The 21,282-nt window shown below is 32.5% G+C and carries 15 protein-coding genes; 4 read left to right on the plus strand and 11 right to left on the minus strand.

Annotated elements, in window-relative coordinates; genetic code table 11:
• Positions 1–104: 104 nt before the first annotated feature.
• From T420_RS07080 to T420_RS0105765, 6 genes are all read right to left on the minus strand, one after another.
• Positions 105–3,119 (minus strand): autotransporter outer membrane beta-barrel domain-containing protein, encoded by a 3,015-nt coding sequence (locus T420_RS07080; protein WP_051406287.1) that lies wholly within the window; start codon positions 3,117–3,119, stop codon positions 105–107.
• Positions 3,120–3,808: 689 nt separating this feature from the next.
• Positions 3,809–4,669 (minus strand): phytoene/squalene synthase family protein, encoded by an 861-nt coding sequence (locus T420_RS0105740; protein ID WP_013545336.1) that lies wholly within the window; start codon positions 4,667–4,669, stop codon positions 3,809–3,811.
• Positions 4,666–5,052 (minus strand): Mth938-like domain-containing protein, encoded by a 387-nt coding sequence (locus tag T420_RS0105745; protein ID WP_013545337.1) that lies wholly within the window; start codon positions 5,050–5,052, stop codon positions 4,666–4,668. Before T420_RS0105745 ends, T420_RS0105740 begins: the two co-directional genes overlap by 4 nt.
• A 491-nt stretch (positions 5,053–5,543) precedes the next feature.
• Positions 5,544–6,002, minus strand: coding sequence for a preprotein translocase subunit YajC (gene yajC / locus T420_RS0105750; RefSeq protein ID WP_013545338.1), 459 nt, complete (start codon positions 6,000–6,002; stop codon positions 5,544–5,546).
• A 1,593-nt stretch (positions 6,003–7,595) separates the two neighbouring features.
• Positions 7,596–8,795 (minus strand): M23 family metallopeptidase, encoded by a 1,200-nt coding sequence (locus tag T420_RS0105760; protein WP_026501217.1) that lies wholly within the window; start codon positions 8,793–8,795, stop codon positions 7,596–7,598.
• Positions 8,796–8,961: 166 nt separating this feature from the next.
• Positions 8,962–9,621, minus strand: a complete 660-nt coding sequence (locus T420_RS0105765) for a protein-L-isoaspartate(D-aspartate) O-methyltransferase (protein ID WP_013545341.1) — start codon at positions 9,619–9,621, stop codon at positions 8,962–8,964.
• A gap of 1,652 nt (positions 9,622–11,273) precedes the next feature.
• Between T420_RS0105765 and T420_RS0105770 the strand changes: the two genes are divergently transcribed.
• The 4 genes from T420_RS0105770 (at position 11,274) to T420_RS0105785 (ending at position 16,273) form a co-directional block, all read left to right on the plus strand.
• The gene (locus T420_RS0105770) at positions 11,274–12,947 is read left to right on the plus strand and encodes a BID domain-containing T4SS effector (protein WP_162097329.1); all 1,674 of its coding nucleotides are present in this window, start codon (positions 11,274–11,276) and stop codon (positions 12,945–12,947) included.
• Between the two features lie 214 nt (positions 12,948–13,161).
• Positions 13,162–14,193: a BID domain-containing T4SS effector gene (locus tag T420_RS0105775; protein ID WP_026501218.1), complete on the plus strand. Its 1,032-nt coding sequence runs from the start codon at positions 13,162–13,164 to the stop codon at positions 14,191–14,193.
• A gap of 108 nt (positions 14,194–14,301) precedes the next feature.
• Positions 14,302–15,207 (plus strand): BID domain-containing T4SS effector, encoded by a 906-nt coding sequence (locus T420_RS0105780; protein ID WP_026501219.1) that lies wholly within the window; start codon positions 14,302–14,304, stop codon positions 15,205–15,207.
• A gap of 151 nt (positions 15,208–15,358) precedes the next feature.
• Positions 15,359–16,273 (plus strand): BID domain-containing T4SS effector, encoded by a 915-nt coding sequence (locus tag T420_RS0105785; RefSeq protein ID WP_013545345.1) that lies wholly within the window; start codon positions 15,359–15,361, stop codon positions 16,271–16,273.
• A 382-nt stretch (positions 16,274–16,655) separates the two neighbouring features.
• Here the strand turns inward: T420_RS0105785 and serS are convergent, their stop codons facing one another.
• The 5 genes from serS to nagZ form a co-directional block, all read right to left on the minus strand.
• A complete protein-coding gene (gene serS, locus T420_RS0105790; RefSeq protein WP_013545346.1) occupies positions 16,656–17,933 on the minus strand; it encodes a serine--tRNA ligase in 1,278 nt (425 codons plus the stop codon).
• A 57-nt stretch (positions 17,934–17,990) separates the two neighbouring features.
• Positions 17,991–18,770 carry a twin-arginine translocase subunit TatC gene (gene tatC / locus T420_RS0105795; protein WP_013545347.1) on the minus strand — a complete coding sequence of 260 codons (780 nt, stop codon included), beginning with the start codon at positions 18,768–18,770 and terminating at the stop codon, positions 17,991–17,993.
• Positions 18,767–19,207 carry a Sec-independent protein translocase protein TatB gene (tatB, locus tag T420_RS0105800; protein ID WP_013545348.1) on the minus strand — a complete coding sequence of 147 codons (441 nt, stop codon included), beginning with the start codon at positions 19,205–19,207 and terminating at the stop codon, positions 18,767–18,769. Before tatB ends, tatC begins: the two co-directional genes overlap by 4 nt.
• A gap of 73 nt (positions 19,208–19,280) precedes the next feature.
• Positions 19,281–19,574, minus strand: a complete 294-nt coding sequence (gene tatA, locus T420_RS0105805; RefSeq protein WP_013545349.1) for a twin-arginine translocase TatA/TatE family subunit — start codon at positions 19,572–19,574, stop codon at positions 19,281–19,283.
• Between the two features lie 207 nt (positions 19,575–19,781).
• The gene (nagZ, locus tag T420_RS0105810) at positions 19,782–20,813 is read right to left on the minus strand and encodes a beta-N-acetylhexosaminidase (protein ID WP_013545350.1); all 1,032 of its coding nucleotides are present in this window, start codon (positions 20,811–20,813) and stop codon (positions 19,782–19,784) included.
• Positions 20,814–21,282: the final 469 nt, after the last annotated feature.

A 21,282-nucleotide genomic window follows, 5' to 3' on the forward strand; every position in this document is an offset into this window, starting at 1 on the left:
ATTTCTTGAAATCAGAGGTTAAGGATTATCAGCCAGTTTTGCTAGGGTTTTTAAAAAAACTGACAAGAGGTCATCAGATATAAAAATGAACTAATCCTTTCTTTTTAAAATTGGTAGCGTATTCCGCCGGAAACACTTGTACCAGAAAAACCTGCTTTAGTGAGTTTATGTTTATATAACAAATCACCATGAAGCACTATTTTAGAAAGCAATTGGGCATGAACACCTAAACCTGCTTCCACTGTAGAACCAAATGCTCCTAACTGAAAAGCATCTTTAAAATGCACTATCCGTTTATTTTCATAATTATGGGCAAAATGAAATTTGCTATAAAAAGAAACAATACGTCCTTCTTCAGACCCCATCATAGTTTTAGTGAAACGACCACCAATACTTGCAATCCATTGGTTATGATTTCCTAAATCAATATCAAACCGATCAATATCACGAGCCTTGTCAAACATCACAGACTGATAAATAACTTGCAGCTGTGGCTCAACAACAAATCCATCATAATTCGTTAAAATAGCTTGACCTCCCATTAAAGAAGAACTCAGAAGTTCACCCCTTAACGTCGCTGTTTTCCCTCGAACCAAAGTCGAAACATCACCTTTAAAGGAACCACAAGACATAACTCCATTCACATAAAAGCCTGTATCATACTGTAAGTGAGCATAAAGCTTTCCTGACCATTTATTAAATATACTCTTCTGACTTTGTTCAACAACATAAGGCTGAAGAGAAAGGCTACTATAAGTTCCTATAGCTCCCAAAGACAAAGCACTATGCTTACTCTCTAACGTCTTTAATACAACACCTGCCATCATAGCATTATAGTCAAGATCAGCGCTATAACCATATTCAAAAACAGTCAAATTTGAAGCATAGCGATAATTACTACCATAACCATGTATGAAAAAGTTTGCCTTTCCATTGTGCCCAGTTTCATTGGTCCCATTGTGCGTAGATTCTAATAGTTCATAGTGATTATTTATATCTACCAAATTCGCATGGAATAAAGCATGAGGCAAGACTAAATAACTTGGAAGCTGTGGCACAACTACCGGCACTCTTTTTTCAGGTAAGCCTGGCTTCTGGAAACGTCGAGGTTTAAATGATGCAAGGTCTAATGACATAGGTTTTAAAAAAGGGAGAAAACTAATATATTCAATCTGAAGACGATAATCCCAAAAAGGCTTACTAGATTTACTGTCTCTATTTTCTCTTTCCTCATTATTTCCAACCAATTTTTGTTTTGGATCCGCCGCCCCTAAAGCAGAACTTGGACCATAAGCATAAAGACGATATTGATAAGGTAAATTATACAAGGTGATATAATCATTAAATAATTTAAAAGAATCTTCCTGAGCTGCTCCAGAAACCTGAATAATAGAAATACCCTTGTTATTATTTTTTGCACCTCGACCTATTTCGTCTCCTGGACTTCCTGAAACAGCTAAAACATGAACTGTAGTAGTACCAGATACGTCTCCATGAATTAAAAGGCGATCCGTCTTTTGACGAGCAATCTCCCCTCCTTGATTTAGATAAGTATTAATATAAAGTTCTGCATTGCCCTGCGCTGTATAAACAGTGCCGCTCCCTTTACCAATACGGAGCGTTTGATAAATATTGGATGTTGGCTTTTCAAAAATAATGCTACTATCTGAAAGGATCATAGTAGAAATAGATGAATCTGTAACACTCAAATCTTTCGAAGGTTGCTGTTTCCTTTTTGTCAAAGTCCATGTCGAATGATTTTTTAAATGCAAATTTGCTATAGCTCCATTAGTAATTAAAGAACCACCTTCCAGTTTAGATCCATCAGCCTCAACTTTTACAACGCCACTATTAGCTTGTAACAAAAGATTGCCAGAAAGAGTTGCATTCTCTGACAATTTAAAGGTGAGATTATGGGTATTATCAGACTTATCACTATAAATAACCGCACTTTTGGGAACAGAAAAATTTGTTTTCTTCAAAGAAACAACTATACTATTGTGATTTTCTAGAGATTTTCTATTATTTCCATTAGAAATGTGATTTTCTGGAGATTTTCCATTAGAAGATTGGCTCTTCTTATCCGAATAATGTAAATACATGCCATAAAATTGAGCACTATTTACTTGAATATTTGCACTATCAATATCAACCTCTATTGGTCCTGAAGCTTTTTTTTCTTCTCTAGACCCTCCAACGTCAAATACCAGACCATGCGCATATTCTAGAGTAACATTTCCCTCCTCCATCTTAAAAACACTATCTGGATGTATGTGAATAGCAGTTTGAACAGTAGAAGAAAATATAGCATGCTGACGGTTAACAGTATCACTGCCTTTAACATTATTACGAATAGTAATATTTTCTAAAATAACCTCTCCTGTATCTATATAAACTGCATTACCTGCCGTAAAAGTAATGTCTCCCTTGTTTTCATCTCCCATCATAATAATAGAAGCATTTTCCTTATTTAAAAGACCGACTCCCTTATCACCTACTGTAATGCTTACATCCTCTAACCCAATATAAGCTCTATTACCATGAGAATAAACAGCAACCTCACTATCTTTAATTGATCCCGATGTTATGTATATTATACTATCGGCTTCAGCATTAAGACCTACTGTTAGGTCTTTCAAGGTTGCTTCACCTACAGTAACTGCTCCCTGTTGTTTTACCCACACACCATATATATGCTCAGTACCTTTAGGCTGCTCACTCTTTTGTACTGGACCAAAAATCTTCATATCGTCCACATCAATAACAGTGCCCAATTCCGACGCATATATTGCAACTACCCCTTCATTTAGTGCAGCTAACTCTTCATTGTTGTTTTTACTGTTATTTTTTTCTTTCTTCTTTTTTGAACTATTGCAATTTTTCTGATCGGATTTGCAACAAAAGGCTTCACTTTTATTAGGTATACTACATGTTATATTTTTTATTGTACGGACCTTTATATTTCCATCGTCTCTATAAATTTCTGCAACAAAAGCACGATCGTCCGATTCTATTTTACGAGGAACTTTAGTTTTCGGATAAACAGTATCAGCTATAAAAAGAGAAGAGAAAAGAAGAGAAAAGAAGAGAAAACTTGCAGCATATTTAATATTTACCATTACAAAACTCAATAAAGTTTCAAATATTTAAAATCGTTTAAACACATTATGAGCTATATAATAGCAATAAATACATTTCAAGTTATTATTATAACATAAAGTATCTTTATTACATTAAGCTAAAAAGAATAGTAAAAATTTTTTAATGAATAGCGCTAAGTTTTAAACCATAATTATTAAACTTGCTCTTTAGAGCGATATCAGTATTTAATTTTTGATTATTTTAAACCAATTTAACTTTTCATGATGATAATTTTACATATACCAGTTTGACAAAATCTATATTCCAAATCGAATGTATAAGTTACTCTTTAAACAGGTCACTATAGATTATGTTCTTAGTAACCCAATATACTTATAAAATATTATAAAAAAACAGATAAAACGCTATGATGTCTAAATACAAAGACCTTTTCAGTTCTTCTGGGATTTAAGAAAACTAACAAAGATCAAATATAAGAATTCACTAATCCCCTCTTTTATGATAGCTTATTCCACCGCAATACTTGTTCCAAACAAAACTGCTGTAATTAACTGATGCTGATACACCAAATCACTATTAAAGACTATATTAGCAAATAATTTAGCATAAACAATGGCCTTCTATTCCATCATTGAAGACAATAATTATATTCACATAAAATTAAATATAAGATATGCTTAAAGTGCTAAATATCTAAAAATTATTATTAAAATAACTTTGGAAAATTACCACTAATCGCTGCTTTGGTTATCAACCAATAACGATGAAGCAATAATGAAGTCGTATTGCCGTGAAAAACTTTTGCTCCCAACTGTATTGTTTTTTGCAAAGATGCCGGCGTAACTGCTAATGGGAGAAATGCTGGTTTAAGCGTTTTAGGCAAAACAACAGAATGCTCATAAAACTTAAGATAGTAATCTCGCGATAACGCTACCATAGCCTCAATAATCTGCTGTTTTTGTTCATCATTAATGCAATTGGAATCTAACTCTCCCCTATTCATCCCCAAAGCCTCTAACATATCGGCAGGAAAATAACATTGATATCGTGATTGCATCAATGAAAAAAGACGTAATATACCACTTAATGCTTGAGCTATCCCCCCATATTTACAAGCATCTGTGAAATTTGGTGCCACATCAAAATCTAATATCTGGCAAGACAGTTTCAATATTGTACTTGCTGTTTTACTACAATAAGTCTCAAGATCATGAATAGTTATTATTGGATTATGGTAAAGATCAAAAATACGCGCATCGCAATAATGTAAAAAAGCGGTTTTCGGTAATTTAAACAAAGTAATTGTTTTTAATAAATCACTTAAAACGGGATTATTCTCACTATTTTGTATTTCATCATTAGCAATAGAATCACGCCACCAACGTAATCGTATCTCACCAATAAGCGGATCACGTACACTTTCGCGAATACGAGCAACTTCTGCATTAAAAGCGTAAAGAGCAGCTAATGCTCTACGTTTTTGTTTGGGTGCAAATAAAACTGATATATAACGATCACGATCTGTATTACGTAAAATATCAAGACAATAAGGAAGAAAATTTATCATTCTATTGCAAATAATAATGCAGCAACCGCACGATCTTCAGCCAAGAGAACATTAAACGTACGTACTGCAGCTCCTGTGCTCATTGTATCTGTCGAAATATGCTTTTCCCATAAAAGAAACCGTAACTTTTCGGGTAAGGGCAACAATTCGAGTCCAGTACCTATCAATAAAATCTCAATCTTATCTGCTTCTTCCACAACACGAGAAATATTATCCTGTGTAGGAATAGGCCCTTTCATATCGATACCATAAATACCTGATGGTAAACAAATAATAGAACCTTTGTGAGACATATCTGCGAAACGAAATCCCCCATTCCCATAAGCATCAATAGATGCACGTCCCGGAAAATGCGCTTCACGAATTTGAATTGCATATGACATAACAGACATCTTTTATTTTTGGAAACCCAATTGCATTTTTCTCTCCTAAATCAGCATAGAAACAATAATAAAAACTAACGAATAAGCAGGGATCATAACATTTTAACAAAGACACGTAAAATCTTTAATATCAATCCACCAAAATAAGAAAGAGGGCAATACCCTAAAATATTGCAAATAATATCAAAAAGTTTGCAATAAAATGTAATGAAAACACATATCATAAACAGAGAAAGTTATCTCAATCTATTTTCTTCAAAAAATTTGATCGTATCATATACAGCAAGCACATTAGAGTAATAAATAATTACAAACTGCTATAATATTTCATCAATTAAATTAGTTTTTTTAAAAATAACCTATAAAAAACAAATAGAGGTAAAATACCATTTATCAATTATCAAGCTACTTAATAAAATATAATGGCCCTTATACAAAAAGCCATTACGTATCCGTAAAAGTAATGTTTAAAAGAATCATATAAATCATAACTACGTTTTCTGTTTATTTTTCTTTTGTACAACTTTTTTTATTTTAGTAGCAGACATATTTTTCTTTATTCCAACCTTATCTTCAGAAGTTTTGGATGCTTTTATCTTAGTGCTAGGTTTTGATTTTTCTTCCGATAGTGGTTCACCTTTAACCCGAACATCAGCTAATGTTGAACGAATAACGCGAATACGTATACCTTCACCAATTTCAACTTCTAACTCGCCACTCCCATCATAAACTTTTGTAACTTTACCAAGAATACCTCCACCCGTCACAACTGTATCTCCACGACGCACAGCATTAAGCATTTCCTGCCTCTTTTTCATTTGCGCACGCTGTGGACGAATGATCAAAAAATACATGATTGCAAAAATTAAAATGAAAGGGACAAAGGTAATAAATGATGCTCCATTCGAAGTATCACTTATAGCCTGAGCGTAAGCGTTAGTAACCAACATTTTTATCTCCTATAGATTAAACTTCAAGTATCTCTTACTTCACTAAAATAAGTTTTTGACTCATAAGAAGAAAGCTCATTTAGATACTGTAAAACTACATCATACAGTTGTAACTTTTTCAAAGGAAATAAAGCTTTAAGAACAAGAAAGCAACGAACAAAAATTAAAAAAATTTATTTCGTTTTTCTGTATATCATTTAAATATCAACTTTTCCCTAAATTAATTATCAGAATATTTTAAAACTTTTTATTCTAAATACAGCAATCATTACATTTTTCGTATATTTTTACTGATTTCCTCAATTGTTTTTAAATAGCTTTCTTCAAAAAACGTGTACTCTTAAGTTGTGTTCTCCTTAGACGTTCCAGCCGATCATCAGGAAGATACTCTTAACTCTATTCAAAAGGAGAGAATTTGTATTTTCTTATTATCTTAGATAACAAGATCCTTTTATATCCCCCCCAAAAAACCAAAAGTAAAAACTTCCGAAGACTATAAATTCAGAACTTCACAATACAAATAATAATGTGGGATTTTCAGACACGATTTTTGAAATACTGTCAATAGAAAAATACTACATATTGATATAATCTACATGAATCATCTACAGTTTAAGAGGTTTACAAATCGATTATCAACAAAAGGGATGCCATCTATATGAAATTAGTGTTACTTTCAAAAACAATAACAATAAGTACCCCCTTAGCTTTCGTTATGTGTAGTATTGGAATATGGGTTACTTGTTCGATTTTTTTCAATTGTTTTCTCTTGAAACCGACATTTATTACTCACGCTCTCATCATTTCTTGTATCATCTCTTTTATTGTGATACTTTTAAAATCATGGTTCACAGCTTTTTTCATAGTTGGAATAGTAAGCTGCGGAGGTAAACTTATGAGTCCTTTATTCAATCAGGTGCTCTTACTGTGGTTCACTGTAGAACTTTTAATGCAATAGTTTTTCACACTTTTATAAAAATTGATAGTTTAAAAAACTATTCATGAAAGGTTTCAAGATCACACAAAGTGAATTAATATTTTTGTCAATTTTAACGCTTGAACATGATATTATCAAATCTACTTGACTATTCATTTAAAATACTTGTTAAAATCTCTATGAAAGTTATACCATAGCTTTATTCAGAATCGGCATTTCAGAAACTCTCAAGCTTAAAAGAACGACTATATAAATACGCAACTGTGACTTTCATTGACAACGATGTCTCCACGAGATCACAAACCTATAAGATCTGATTCGTGTTCGTGCTTTGTTAGCTTCTTCCTATGCGCAAAATTTAAGAGTAATCGGGTTAGAATAGCCTACTCTCTTAACAATAAGAAATAAACAACGGGAAATGACTCTCTTATCCTACTATTAGATGAATGATTAGCCTCGACAAACCCATAATACTTGACAACTGAAATGCTATTTCAGCTAATCACTTTGTTTATTAACATTACAAACTAACATAATCTAATAAGTAATAATATTCAAAACAGTCAAACAAGAACTTACAAAACATTATAATAAAGCTTATATTTGTAACCAAAGCAAGCGAATTCATATGAATTTAAATTATTTCGATAACCAACTTAGTTTTCTAAATATTCAGCAGGATCGACAGGTATAGAATTTTTACGGACCTCAAAATAAACACGCGGTGTTTTAGCATCTCCTGAAAAACCCGATTTCGCAATTTCATCACCACGGCGGACCCTTTGTCCTCTATTAACAATAAGCTTACTATTATGCCCATAAATAGTAATAATATTGTTTTCGTGCCGAATCATGACAACGTTACCAAGCTTTTTCAACCCATCACTTGCATAAATAACAACACCATTTTCCGCAGCTTTTACTGATGATCCTTCAGGCACTGTAATATCTATTCCTCGATTAACTGCAGTTCCTTTCTTTTGACCAAAGTGACTCAACAAACGTCCTCGTACTGGCCATCGCATTTTAGAAATACCTGTCGATTGTGGAACTACAATATCATTTGGATCAGTAACTCGATCTGATGAATCATTTATGGACTTATGTGTTGTTGCCTGTGCAAGAGAATTTTTCTCAATGTCTAACATATTGTTTTTTACCGCAGGCGCAGTCTTTATAGGCGCTTCATATACAGAAGCAGGAGTTTTTTTCTGTTCAACAGAAGACACATTCTTAGACTGAGATGAAAATACCTTTTTTGATACATCTGAAGTACTATCTTGAACATTTGAAGCCATCTTTGTACTTCGATCTGGGATAATCAACGACTGACCAATATAAATAGAATTAGCGTTTATACCATTGACTAACCTTAACGCATCAACACTGACACCCAATTGTTGTGCAATACTTAATAATGTATCTCCACTCTGCACAATATAAGAGTTCCGCTTAAAAACAGGAAAAGTATTTATTTGTGAACGAGGAAGGGTTCCAAGATTTCGAGGCGGTGTCCCCATAACCCGCCCATCAGAAAAAAACTGTTTGTTCTTATCAGAATAAGACACTTCCCCTTGTCTTGAAGAATCATTATATATGGAATCGTAACCAGCCTCTGAAATACTACTTGATTCTACAGGCGGCAATTCACTGCTTTGTATTTCAACATTTTGTGATAACATTCCCGAATCATCAGTCATAGTCGTGATTGAGTGGACAGGAGTAGTATTATTATAAGAACCTCCATAAAAACGCTCTGTACTGGAACTACAACCTGTAGTTATTGCTGTTACCGCTAAAAGAATCACTCTCAGAAAATTACATTTTAAAATGCTACTCAAAACCTTTAAATGCATAGTTTTGCTCACTAGCCTAATATTTAAATCACTCTATTAAAGCTTCCTAATCTTACCTAAGAGTTAAAATTTTAAAAATATAAATAAATATCTTTATGATAAAATCAAAATGTATTCCTAATTAGTTAGAACAGATAAAATATTTAGCAATATCCTAAATTCACAATTACAGAACTTCTGCAATATTTTCAATGAAGGGTTGATAACGCACTTGAAACATTCCTGAGCACTCAAACTGGCTACCAATTTTTGTATAACGCATTACTTTTTGTATCCCTTCATCTGGTCCAATAGCTTGAATGAGAATCCCATTTCCCGCTAGCAGTTCTAAACATTCTTTTGGTTCATTAGAACGTGATGGCCAAATGAGAATACGATCAAATGATCCCAAACCCGTAACGCCTCGACTTCCATCGATCTGCCGTATAATAATGTTTTCAATCCCTAAGTTCTCAAATCTTTGTCGTGCCAAATCAATAAGTGTTTTATAACGATCAACCGTTGTCACACGATCACTAAGACAAGCCATAAGGGCAGTGCAAAAACCAGAACCTGTACCAATTTCTAAAACACGATGTTTTTTCTTCAACGATAATGCCGAAAGAATTAAAAGCTGCTCCTCTAGACGCTCAATATATTCTCCACATTCAATCGGAATAACTTTATTATCATAAGCACTATTAAGCCAAGGAGTAGAGACAAATTTCTGACGTGGGACTCTCTCTAATGCCGCAAAAAAGTTTATATCATCAATGCCTTTACTACGCATTTTTAGCACAAGACTTGCTAACTCTTCACGAAATCGTAAAATCCCTTTCTGTTCCATGATATTATTTGACCTCCAATGCAATGGCTATCTCATAATATATATGAATTATCCCCTCATAAACAGTCAAACTTTGCATATAAATACCATCAGTTGACCAACAAGCCAACATACATAAAATAAAACCAATGGGTTGCTTACTTTTGTTGTTTTAATTCCCTCTTAAAATTGATGCTTTAGTGCATATTTCAATTCCCTATTCTTTACAATAAACTACCAAGTATGAAAAGAAATATAAAAAACAATGACGTAGATATCACGATGTATAATGAATATTCAATGAAGTGCAAAATAGTTTGCATTATAATATGCTCTTAATCATAACATTACAAAACACTACTAAAGCTTCAGTAGTTTGAAACTATCCATGAAGTTAAGTAACAATGCATTTTTGAATGCTCCTATCTTAATTAAGGACTAGATTATTAATCACTAAAAATACAATTTGTAGAGAAACAAAACTTTATGAAAGTATAAGATTTGTATCTTCTAAAATTCCTCCTTTGTTTATACATAAAGAAGTATTTGGATCTTTTTTTATAAAATACCTATATTAGATCTATCAAAATCATAATAAGTCTGAATATATGAATATTCTCGGTTTTTGAGAAAATAATTAAGATAATGATTTAACAAAACTTTCGAATAAATTCCTTTATCACATTCAGATCGAGCATGCTCATGATAAGATTGTACTAGTATTTTGAGGCCTTAAAATAGTTTTTTGGAATCACCTTTTTGTTTTAAAGCATTATTGATTATCCTTCCTATAAGCTTATAAGAAAAAAGAAAAAGAATTTTACTAAACTGATTGAGTAAAGCGATAAAAAACTGAAAAATATAAATTATTTACAAGCAAGCAGTATTATTAAGAATAACTAAGGTAGCAAAATATTGTAAACGCCTACTAAAATAGCTGAATTTACTCAGCTCTTTATATATTAGAGCTTTAATATATGCTTTTAAAAACTCTTTTTAAGAGTTTTTATTGTTAGGAATTTTTTTCATAATCTCACTTTCTGTTAAATGAAGTCTAGCTCTATTTATAAATTTCACATACTGCGAATCTAATGAATATATCATAGAATATTACTCACATATATATAAATAGATTTCTGCTAGTTATTCTTATAATTTCAGTATTCTACCTGTTGTACTTAGAAAACAAGGGGAAAGGTCTTCATTCATATGGTAAACAAAACTATTGAGCAGCAGTATATAAGTTGAAAAAAGACAAGAGTATTAGATTTTTTTCAATAAAAATCAATTTTACTACTTGACAATATTCCAGTTATGAATGAAAAGAACGAAATGCTATTTATTGAAGCTTTAGTGCTAAGATCATAATAATGGCATGGAAAGTAAAAACATGTTTCCTGTTTTACGGAAGCTAAAAGGTAATTAAAAAAATAAGGAAGATTGCATGGAAATAACTTAAACTGCTAGTTTTATTTCTATAATATCCCAAGAATTATAAAAGTGTTTTTAAGTTATTAGTGTAGGTCTTGTTATACAGGCGATTGGAAGGTGAAGTCTTTATTATACTTCAAAACTTTAGAAAGATACGCGAATGGGGTTATGTACTAAAAATTTAGTACTTTGTAACTATACCTTTTAAAGGAGTAATCATGTCGATAAAAAACGCCGCTGATTTGAAACAAGCAAAGCAATTATTATTGGAACAAAGCCATAATTATACCTATAACAACGGTGTATTAAAAAATAAACTTAATATACAAAACAATGAGGCCTTTAGAAAGCAATGTGCGCATTTAGTAGCAAAAGAATTTATTAATGCGCACCAAGAACCGCCACCAAAAAATATTGACGTTTCTTATCTAAAAAAGCTTCATCAGCGCTTATTTTGCAACATATTTGATTGGGCTGGAAAAACTCGTAATGAGTCAATTAAAATGTCAGATGGTACAATTGCTAGTACTAGCACATCAGACGGAAAAAAAAATCAAGCTCTTGTTTTTGCATCTAATGAAAAACTCGAAAACTGCTTAAATGAGCTGAATTCGAAGCTTGTTGATAGAAATAATAAAGTCTCAGTTGATAGAAATAATAAAGTCTCATCGGAAAATAAAACGCAAGAAGAAAAAAAGAGAGGATTATCCGAGGATATAACGACTATTTATGCATTACTCAACCATGCGCGTCCCTTTGTACAGGGTAATGGAGTTACACAACACTTGTTTATGCAAAAACTCTCTCAAGCTGAGGGTATTAAGATAGATCTTGCAGCTGTGACACCAAAACGTATGGAAATTGCAAATGTCGAGGCAGCAAATGACAATTTAGAGCCTATGAAACATCTGTTTGAAGATGCTTCTAATCCAGAAAAAGCTCATGTTTTAAAAGAAACCTTAAATGGAATTAAGTCCAAAAACCAAGATAAAACTCTCGCAGAAGCACTTGTTACAACGCCAATTCCAGGGCAAACCTACACAGGTACCTTTGAAAGTCGTCAACTGGACGCTATTGTGATCAAAACAGAAAATTCTTTGATTGTATGTAATAGACACGTCATTCCAAGGCACAAATTTAAAAATTTAAAAATAGGTGATACAATAACATTTAAGGCTCAAGAAGACTTAAACAAAGTTTTTATCCCAGGAAGAGAAATACCTGATTTAACAGAAGATAAAGTTACTGAAATGGCTATATTGAGCTCTTCTGTTCAAGAGCAAAAAAAAGAAGTTGATCATTTTGCAGCATGTGTTTTTGGACACAGGGAAAAGATCAGCTCTGTAATGGAAAGAGTTTATAAAAACCCAAATTTTTCACAACAACTTTCCATACAGATTCTACATAATCCTAAATCTATTGCTAAGCTTGCAGGTTTTCAAAAATTTGGAATAAAAAGTCCAAAACGTAAAGAAGCTGAAGAAAATATTTTTAAACTCAGTGAAGCAATTAAAGATTTAGCGGATTCTCTGAGAATCTCTAAGGAAGAAGTTATTAAAAATCATAAAGAAGAACAGCAGCGCGTAGGAAAAACAATACCGCTGCCTACAGAAGAAGTAAAGTTGTTTCTTAGTATGTCATCAAAAGAACGTGTAAATGTTTTAAAAACAGAGGGAAATCCTACTCTTCGCAGAGAATTGGCTAGTTTTCTTGAGCAAGTCAATTCTCGTCTTTCAAAAGATGAACATAAAATGATTAGTAATAACGATTATGCATCATTTGCTCAAAGTCTTGACATGCCAGAGAAATTTGCAAAGCAAATTATGGAAACTGTTAAGCAAGCCAAAGAAATGCAAAATGATATTAAATTAATCAAACCTCCTCGCCAACAAAAAGCGATGGCTATAGCCAGCTGAAAATGTAAGATTTTTCATTTTAATATTTATTGGGGGGGGGAACTGTTTTAGAAAAAAAAACTAAAAGAGGTATTTTTAAGAGAAAATTTTCCTGATTTAGACGTAGCAGGGAGGCTTTATAGTACGTATTTGTTCTATTGAATGTAAATAATATATAGAGATGTTATGAATACCAAGGTACAATAAATATAAATTTCATGAAGAAAGTTAAAACATGAAACAACACGCTAGATCTACTGAATCTCTTTCACAAGAGGTTGAATATACAGAAGTTCATTTTAATAACACAAAAACAAATGGAATTCAAAAAGACCCTCTTCGCAAACAAGAGGTTGAATATGCAGAAGTTCATTTTAATAACACAAAAACAAATGGAATTCAAAAAGACCCTCTTCGCAAACAAGAGGTTGAATATGCAGAAATCCGTTTAAATAATAATAATCCGAATAAAATTCAATCACGAAATTCTGCAAATATTTTTATCTCTCCACAAAAAATAGTTCCTTTAAGCTATAATGAATTTATCAGAAAGGTTGTTAGCGATCATTCTATTCAAGAACAAGAAAAGGAAATTAGGCGTTTGTCACAAATTGTATTTGGAAACCAGAACCAGTTAGCCAATCAACTAAGTCAAATTCATGAAAACCCAAGTTTTACAAAAATTATCAGCAATACACTCACAAATTCTCCTGAGTCTTTTGCTAAACTTGCGGGGTCTAAAACATTTGGAATAAAAAATTCCAAACGTAAACAAGCTGAAAAGAATATTTCAAAACTCGTTGAAGCAATTCACAAATATGCAGATGCTGTAGAAAATTCTATGGGTAACATTATTAAAAATCATAACGCAGAACAAAAACGCCTCGCACAATCAGTAGAACTTCCGAGTGATAGTTTGCAGAGCTTACTTGATCTACCAAGCAAAATGCGAGAAAACATTTTGAAACAGCAGAATAATACTCAGCTTCGCAAAGAATGTACAAACTTTTTAAATAAGATCAATTCTCGTCTTTCACAAGATGAATTGATAATGCTTAAGAATAATGAGTATGAACTACTTGCTAAAAATATGAATATATCAGAAGAAAAAGCACAAAAAATTATAGGTGTTGTTAAAGAAGTCCAAAATTTACAAAAAGAACTTAATCAAATTAGGCTTTCTCCTTCGAACATAATGGCTATAGCACGTTTAAAAAAATCTTTTAGATTTTTTAAATTAAGTCATTTTTTATCTTTCAGTAGATGAATATAAAGTGTTTAAAAGTAGAAATTATAAGATACCCATTGACAAGGTGAGTGTATTAAAAATTAAAGTATAAAAACTTACAAATACAATTATTCAAAGAGTTTGACTATGAAAACCCATAACACTCCTGCAACAAATTCTGAAATCTATGAAAATTCTGAAATCTATGACAATCCTGCAACAGACTCTGGAATCTATGACACTCCTGCGACAAATTCTGAAATCTATGAAAATTCTGAAATCTATGGCAATTCTGCAACAGACTCTGAAATCTATGAGAACTATGACACATATAAAAAGAATAAAGAATTAGTTTCTTTAACCAAAAAAGAACTCATCATAAAGATTGCCAATGATCCTTCTGTTCAAGAACAAGCAACAAAAATTAGGAATTTGTCACAAATTGTATTTGGAAAGTCGGAAATATTAAACAACGAGATAGAACAGATTAATAACCATCCAAGTTTAGGGAAAGTATTTCATAAACAAGTGCTAGAATCTTATAAGTCTTTTTCTAAACTTGCAGGTCGTAAAATATTTTTCATAAAAACTCAGGAACGTAAGACAGCTGAAGAAAATATTCCAATACTTAGTCAAGCTATTAAAGAATATATGGAAGTTGTAAAACATTCTAAGGACAAAATTCTTCAAAATTATCAAAAAGAGCGAAAATCCTTTATCCTTATTCAAAATAATTTTAGCAAAGAAGTGACAGATATTCTTAATCTACCACGTAATATGTGGCACAAAACTTTAGAACAGAATAACAATATTAATGTTAACAAAGAGCTTTCAAATTTTTTAAATCAAGTTAATTCTTGTCTTTCAAAAGATGAATTGGCAATGCTTAGGAATAATGAGTATAAACTACTTGCTAAAAATACGAATATACCAGAAAACAATGCAAAAGATTTCATACTGATCTTTAAAAAAGCTCAAAGCTTGCAGAACGAAATTAATAGATTAAACCAATCTTCTCCTCAGAAAATGAGAACGATGGTTATAACACATTAAAAATGTAAAATTCTTCTTTTAATATTCATGGAAGCGGTTGTTTTAGGAAAAATCCTCAAAGAAGTATTCTACAAGAGAATATTTTCTCGGTTAGAGATGTCATGAAAACAAGACACAACAAATTATAAATTTTATTAAACAGGTTGAGAAGATGAAACAGCAAAATAAATATGCTCCACCTAAAGAAGAGGTTGAATATGCAGAAGTCTTTATAGATAATAATAATAATAAGGCGAATGAAACTCAAAAAAATTCTATAGAAGATACAGTTGAATATGCAGAAGTCTTTATAGATAATAATAAGGCAAATGAAACTCAAAAACAAGTTTCTGCAGATATTTTTATCTCTCCCTCAAAAATACCTCCTTTAACCCATAGTGAGCTTATCAAAAAGGTTGTCAGTAATCCTTCTGTTCAAGAAAAAGCAGAAGAAATTAGGCGTTTGTCACAAATTGTATTTGGAGACTATAACAAGTTAGACATCCAGATAAAACAGATCAGTGAAGAGTCAAGTTTAGGGCAATTATTTTGTAAGCAAATGACAAACGCTCCTGAGTTTTTTGCTAAACTTGCAGGTAATAAAATATTGTTCATAAAAAGTCCAAAACGTATAAAAGCTGAAAGAAATGCTTCAGCACTCGGTCAAGTTATAAAAGAATATGGCGACACTATACAACATTCTAAGGACCAAATTCTTCAAAATCATCGAGACGAGAAAAAACGCTGTAGTAAACCAGTATATATGCTTAGCAGAGAAGTGCAACGTATTGTTGATCTACCACGTGATATGTGGCAGAATGCCTTAAAAAAGAATAACAATCCTCATCTTAACAAAGAGCTTTTGAAGTTTTTAAATCAAGTTAATTCTCGTCTTTCACAAGATGAATTGATAATGCTTAAGAATAATGAGTATAGACTACTTGCTAACAGTATGAATATACCAGAAAACAAGGCAAAAAGCATTATAAAGACCGTTAAAGAAGTTAAAAGCTTGCAGAACCAAGTTGAGAAATTAAGACATTTTCCCGAGAAAACGAAAGCGTTGCCTATAACCAATAAAATGTGAGATCCTTCTTTTCTGACATTTATGGGAGGAGCTATTTTGGAAAAAATCTCCCACAAAGTATTTTAAAATAATACTTCCTTATTTTTTAGCCTTGGTGAAGAATTTTCTATCATTGAAAACAGTTAAAAAATAGAATCTGTATTTTATCGAAAGTGAACAGTGTGTAAAGATAGCACATAATAGAATGGTTTTATCTTCCTATCAATGTTTTTTTTTGATATACAAAAAGGTAGTTTTTTTGTTTCAAAATAATAAAATTTAAAATAAGAGAATACAACCCTATTCAAAACGCTGATGCACGATAAAAATATATAAATGATTTTTAAATCTATGAGTAATCATTCATCAAAAATAAATGTACGTCAGATCTCTTGTGACTCAATTAAACTGTAATATAATTCATCCCTTGCATATAAGGCCGTAAAACATCCGGAATAACAATTGAACCATCAGCCTGTTGGTAATTTTCAAGAATAGCTACAAGACAACGACCAATAGCTGTACCCGAACCATTTAGACTATGAACAAAATGCAATGCTTTTTCACCTTCTAGACGATATCGAGCATTCATACGACGCCCCTGAAAATCACCACAAACTGAACAACTTGAAATTTCACGATAACATTCTTGTCCTGGAAGCCATACTTCAATATCATAGGTCTTACGCGCTGCAAAACCCATATCTCCAGTAGAAAGAACAATAGTACGAAAAGGCAAACCAAGGTGTTTCAAAACATTTTCTGCGCATTCTGTCATACGTTCTAATTCATCTAAAGACTGTTCCTCTGTGGTAATCGATACAAGTTCTACTTTCCTAAATTGATGTTGACGTAACATACCACGTGTATCACGCCCTGCAGCCCCTGCCTCTGAACGAAAACAAGGAGTAAGAGATGTAAAGCGCAAAGGTAATTCTGTGACATCAAGAATTTCACTGTTAACTAAATTAACTAAGGGTACCTCGGCCGTAGAAATAAGCCAACGACCATCTGTCGTTCGAAAAAGATCTTCAGAAAATTTTGGTAATTGGGCTGCTCCGTAAACAATTTCATCACGGACAAGAAGAGGAACTGAAATCTCTTGATAACCATGTTCATCAACATGCAGATCAAGCATAAACTGGCCTAAAGCTCGTTCCAAGCGTGCCAATGAACCTGAAAGGACCGTAAAGCGTGAACCTGATAATCGACTAGCTCGTTCAAAATCCATCTGCTTAAGATTTTGACCAAGATCAAAATGCTCCTTTGGGGAAAAATCAAACATCGGTGGAGTACCAAAATAGCGAATAACAACGTTATCGTTTTCATCTTTTCCTTCTGGAACATCATCTAATGGAATATTTGGTATTGCTGAAAGAGCTGCTTCTAATCTATCTGTCAGCCGCTTTTCTTCTAAAACAGCAGAAGAAAGAAAAACTTTTATTTTTTCAACCTCAGCCTTAACATGATCAGCGGTTTTTTGGTCACCAACAGCTAAGGCTTGTCTTATCTTTTCTGAAGATGCATTACGCAACTTCTGCGCTTGTTGTACTTTAGAAACATGCAAACGACGTTCAAGATCAAACTCTAGCAAATTTTTAGCTTGTGGCTCAATACCTCTCTTTGCAAGTACCGCATCCAATTCCTCAGGATGATCACGGATCCATTTAATATCAAGCATTAAAACCCTCTTTTGCATTATTTCTAATCATTTTGTACCGTAAAAAATATAATTGCACTACAAGGATTTTTTATTTTTTTCTATCCAGCATGCAATCAAAATTGATACCTCATAAAGAAGCACAGTTGGTAAAGCCACTGCAAACATAGTAAAAAAATCTGATGGTGTTACCATAGCAGCAACTATAAAAGAAATTAGAATAGCCCATTTTCGTTTGGATACTAACATATGACCTGTCAATAGTCCGACTCTCGTTAAAAGACTTGTGATGAGAGGCAATTGAAAAATCAAACCAAAAATCAAGATAAAGGATATCATAAAATTTAAATAGTCTGAGATACGGGCTATAAACTCTATCCTTAAACGAAAATCCGGCAAAGCCTGTTGAGAAAGGCTAAACCATAGCATTAGCGGAGCTAAAAGACCATAAACAAATGCTCCTCCCACAATAAATAAAATCGGCGCACTAATGAGAAATGGTAAAAAAGCTCTACGCTCATTTTTATAAAGTCCTGGAGCTATAAAACTATAAAGTTGAAAAGCCATATAAGGAAATGATAAAATAACTGCACCAAATGCAGCAAGTTTCATCTTTGTTAAAAAAGTCTCCCATACTTGGGTTGATTGAAGACGAATATTTTCGGGATAACCACCTGATATCTTCATCGCCCACTGATAAGGCCATATCAAAAAATTCAAAATATAATCTTTGACAAGAAAACACAGAATAAAAGTTATAAAAAACACAATCAGAACTGCAATAATTTTCTGACGAAGCTCAACCAAATGCTCTAGAAGCGTAACTTTGACATCAACTTCATCTTTTTCAAAATTCACGATGCATTTTCCTTATCTTTAGAATCTGTACAGATAATTTCATGACTATGAATAGTAGATACTGTCAAATCTTCGTTAACTTCATTTGTACCAAATTCAAAAATCTGTATATCTTTTTCTGTTTTATGGATTGTATCAACATCAGGATTACCTGAAACATCCTTTTTTTCATCATATTCATATATTGAATCACAAGTGGTTTTTAACTGTTTTCTAGGATTAAGATTACCGGTGTCTGACAATATCTTTTTTAATTCATCTAACTCAGCTTGTTTTATTGCATCATCAAAATGATGACGAAATTCATTAGCTGTTGAACGTACATATGTAAACGCTTTTGCTATAACTTTTAGCATTTTAGGCAAATCTTTTGGTCCAACCACGATAATGAAAATAAGTAAGATAACGAGAAACTCCGACCCATCAATTCCCAACATCACTTATACTCAACTTCTCTATTTAAAATGCTATTGCTAAAATTATGATTTCATCTTTAGTTACTTTGCAACATCATTCTTTCGAAACAAAATCCTTCTTCACCTTAGAAGTGTCGTTTTTTGAATCTACCGCACGCTTTTCTGATAATGGCTGAGAATGCTGAGATTCAACATCTATTGTTTTAGAATAATTAGCTACTTCAAGTTCATCTTCAATACTTCCCTCTTCTTCCTTCATGTTATTTTTAAAAGCCTTGATACCTTTAGCAACATCGCCCATTAATTCAGAAACCTTACCACGCCCGAAAAGTACAAGGATAATTAGCAAAATTACAATTAAATGCGTTGGTGAAAAAATATTACCCATCACTTCATCTATGCCTCTAAGACTGATTTAATTCGTCCACAATCATCCTATAAATATTATGAAAATATAATCATAGCCTTATATTCTGCTTAATATTATATTTTCTTTACAAATGAAAGGCAACAAAACGACTATTAAAAAATAACATTTTCAATTCTGCATATCATTTATCATTGATCTCCATATTAAAAACTTCTCTTCCTTCATTTAAACAAGAGCTAAAAGACTTGAAAATTCTTCTCTTAAAGCATTTTCATCCGAATGATCCGGTGTTATAACTTTAGAGCAAATATTACATGCACGCTCCAATGATTCTCCTCCTAAAAATGGAGCAGCATTAGCAACAATATGCATCTCTTGTGGCTTACCATGACAATGAAGAACAATATCACAACCTGCCGCAAAAATTTTACTTGTTAGATCTGAAAGATTTTCTGAAAATGCACTCCCTGAAAGGGCTTTCATTGATAAATCATCCGACATTAAAAGTCCATCAAAGCCTATTTTTTGACGAATAACATTTTCAATAACCCTTTTAGATAACGTTGCAGGTAATTTATCATCAATCGCTTCATAAACGATATGAGCAGTCATTGCAGCTGGTAAATCAGCCAAATTTTTAAATGGAACAAAATCACTCTGCTCCAAAATATCAAGTGATGCATCTACACGTGCTAGCTCTAAATGCGTATCAGAAAATGCTCGCCCATGCCCAGGTATATGTTTCATTACCGGTAAAACACCACCATCCAAAAGCCCTCGAGCAGCAGCACGCCCTAATGCAGCAACGACTTTTGGATCTTGAGAATAAGCGCGCATCCCAATCACATCATGAGCTCCTGCCACCGGCACATCTAAAACAGGAAGGCAGTTCGCGTTAATACCATACCTCATCAAATCAAAAGCGTGAAGACGTGACATAATCCACGCAGCACGAAGTCCTTTATCCTGATCTTTTCTATAAATTTCTCCCAAGACTTTAGCAGCTGGATAATCCGGTGCTAAAGGTGGACGCAAACGCTGCACTCTCCCACCTTCTTGATCAATAAAAATAAAAACATCATCGCGTTTGCTTATCTTACGTATAGAAGTAGTAAGTGCTTTTAGATCATCTGCTGCACCTATATTCCGCGCAAACAAAATAAAAGCCCAAGGCCTATGCTCGATAATAAATTCCTTCTCATAATCTTCTAGAAAAAGACCAGAAACACCAGAAATTATAGCTTTTATTCCTGACATAATCATACCTCCCCAATACTGACTGCCCAATATTTTTATAAAAATTTCCAGTATAGCTAAAATAACCTTATACCCAATACCAATTTTTAAAAGCTATTCTTAATATTATGCACAAAAAACCGCTATTCAGCGTAAAAAAATCATTTTTTTAATAACATTAATAACAAGGATTGCCTTTCCATAAAAAATTATCATTTGGAAAATTACAAATTAGAAATATTATAAAATAAAAACGATGCTGAATATTCACCGATTGAGGAAAAACCCACTAAATTTTTATATTGGAAATTTAATCAAAAAAGGCCCAAATATACTAATCCTTTGGTCAATAAAAGACTCAAACTATCGAGCAATTAACCAATGAAAAATTATAATGAGTAAATACACTGCTTTACTTTTTAAACTGATAAAAACTGCTTCAGATGAAAATATTAAAACTAATGACGTGTTCTACTTAAAAAAAACTGTT

It is taken from the genome of Bartonella clarridgeiae ATCC 51734 (assembly GCF_000518185.1).
Lineage (GTDB): Bacteria > Pseudomonadota > Alphaproteobacteria > Rhizobiales > Rhizobiaceae > Bartonella > Bartonella clarridgeiae.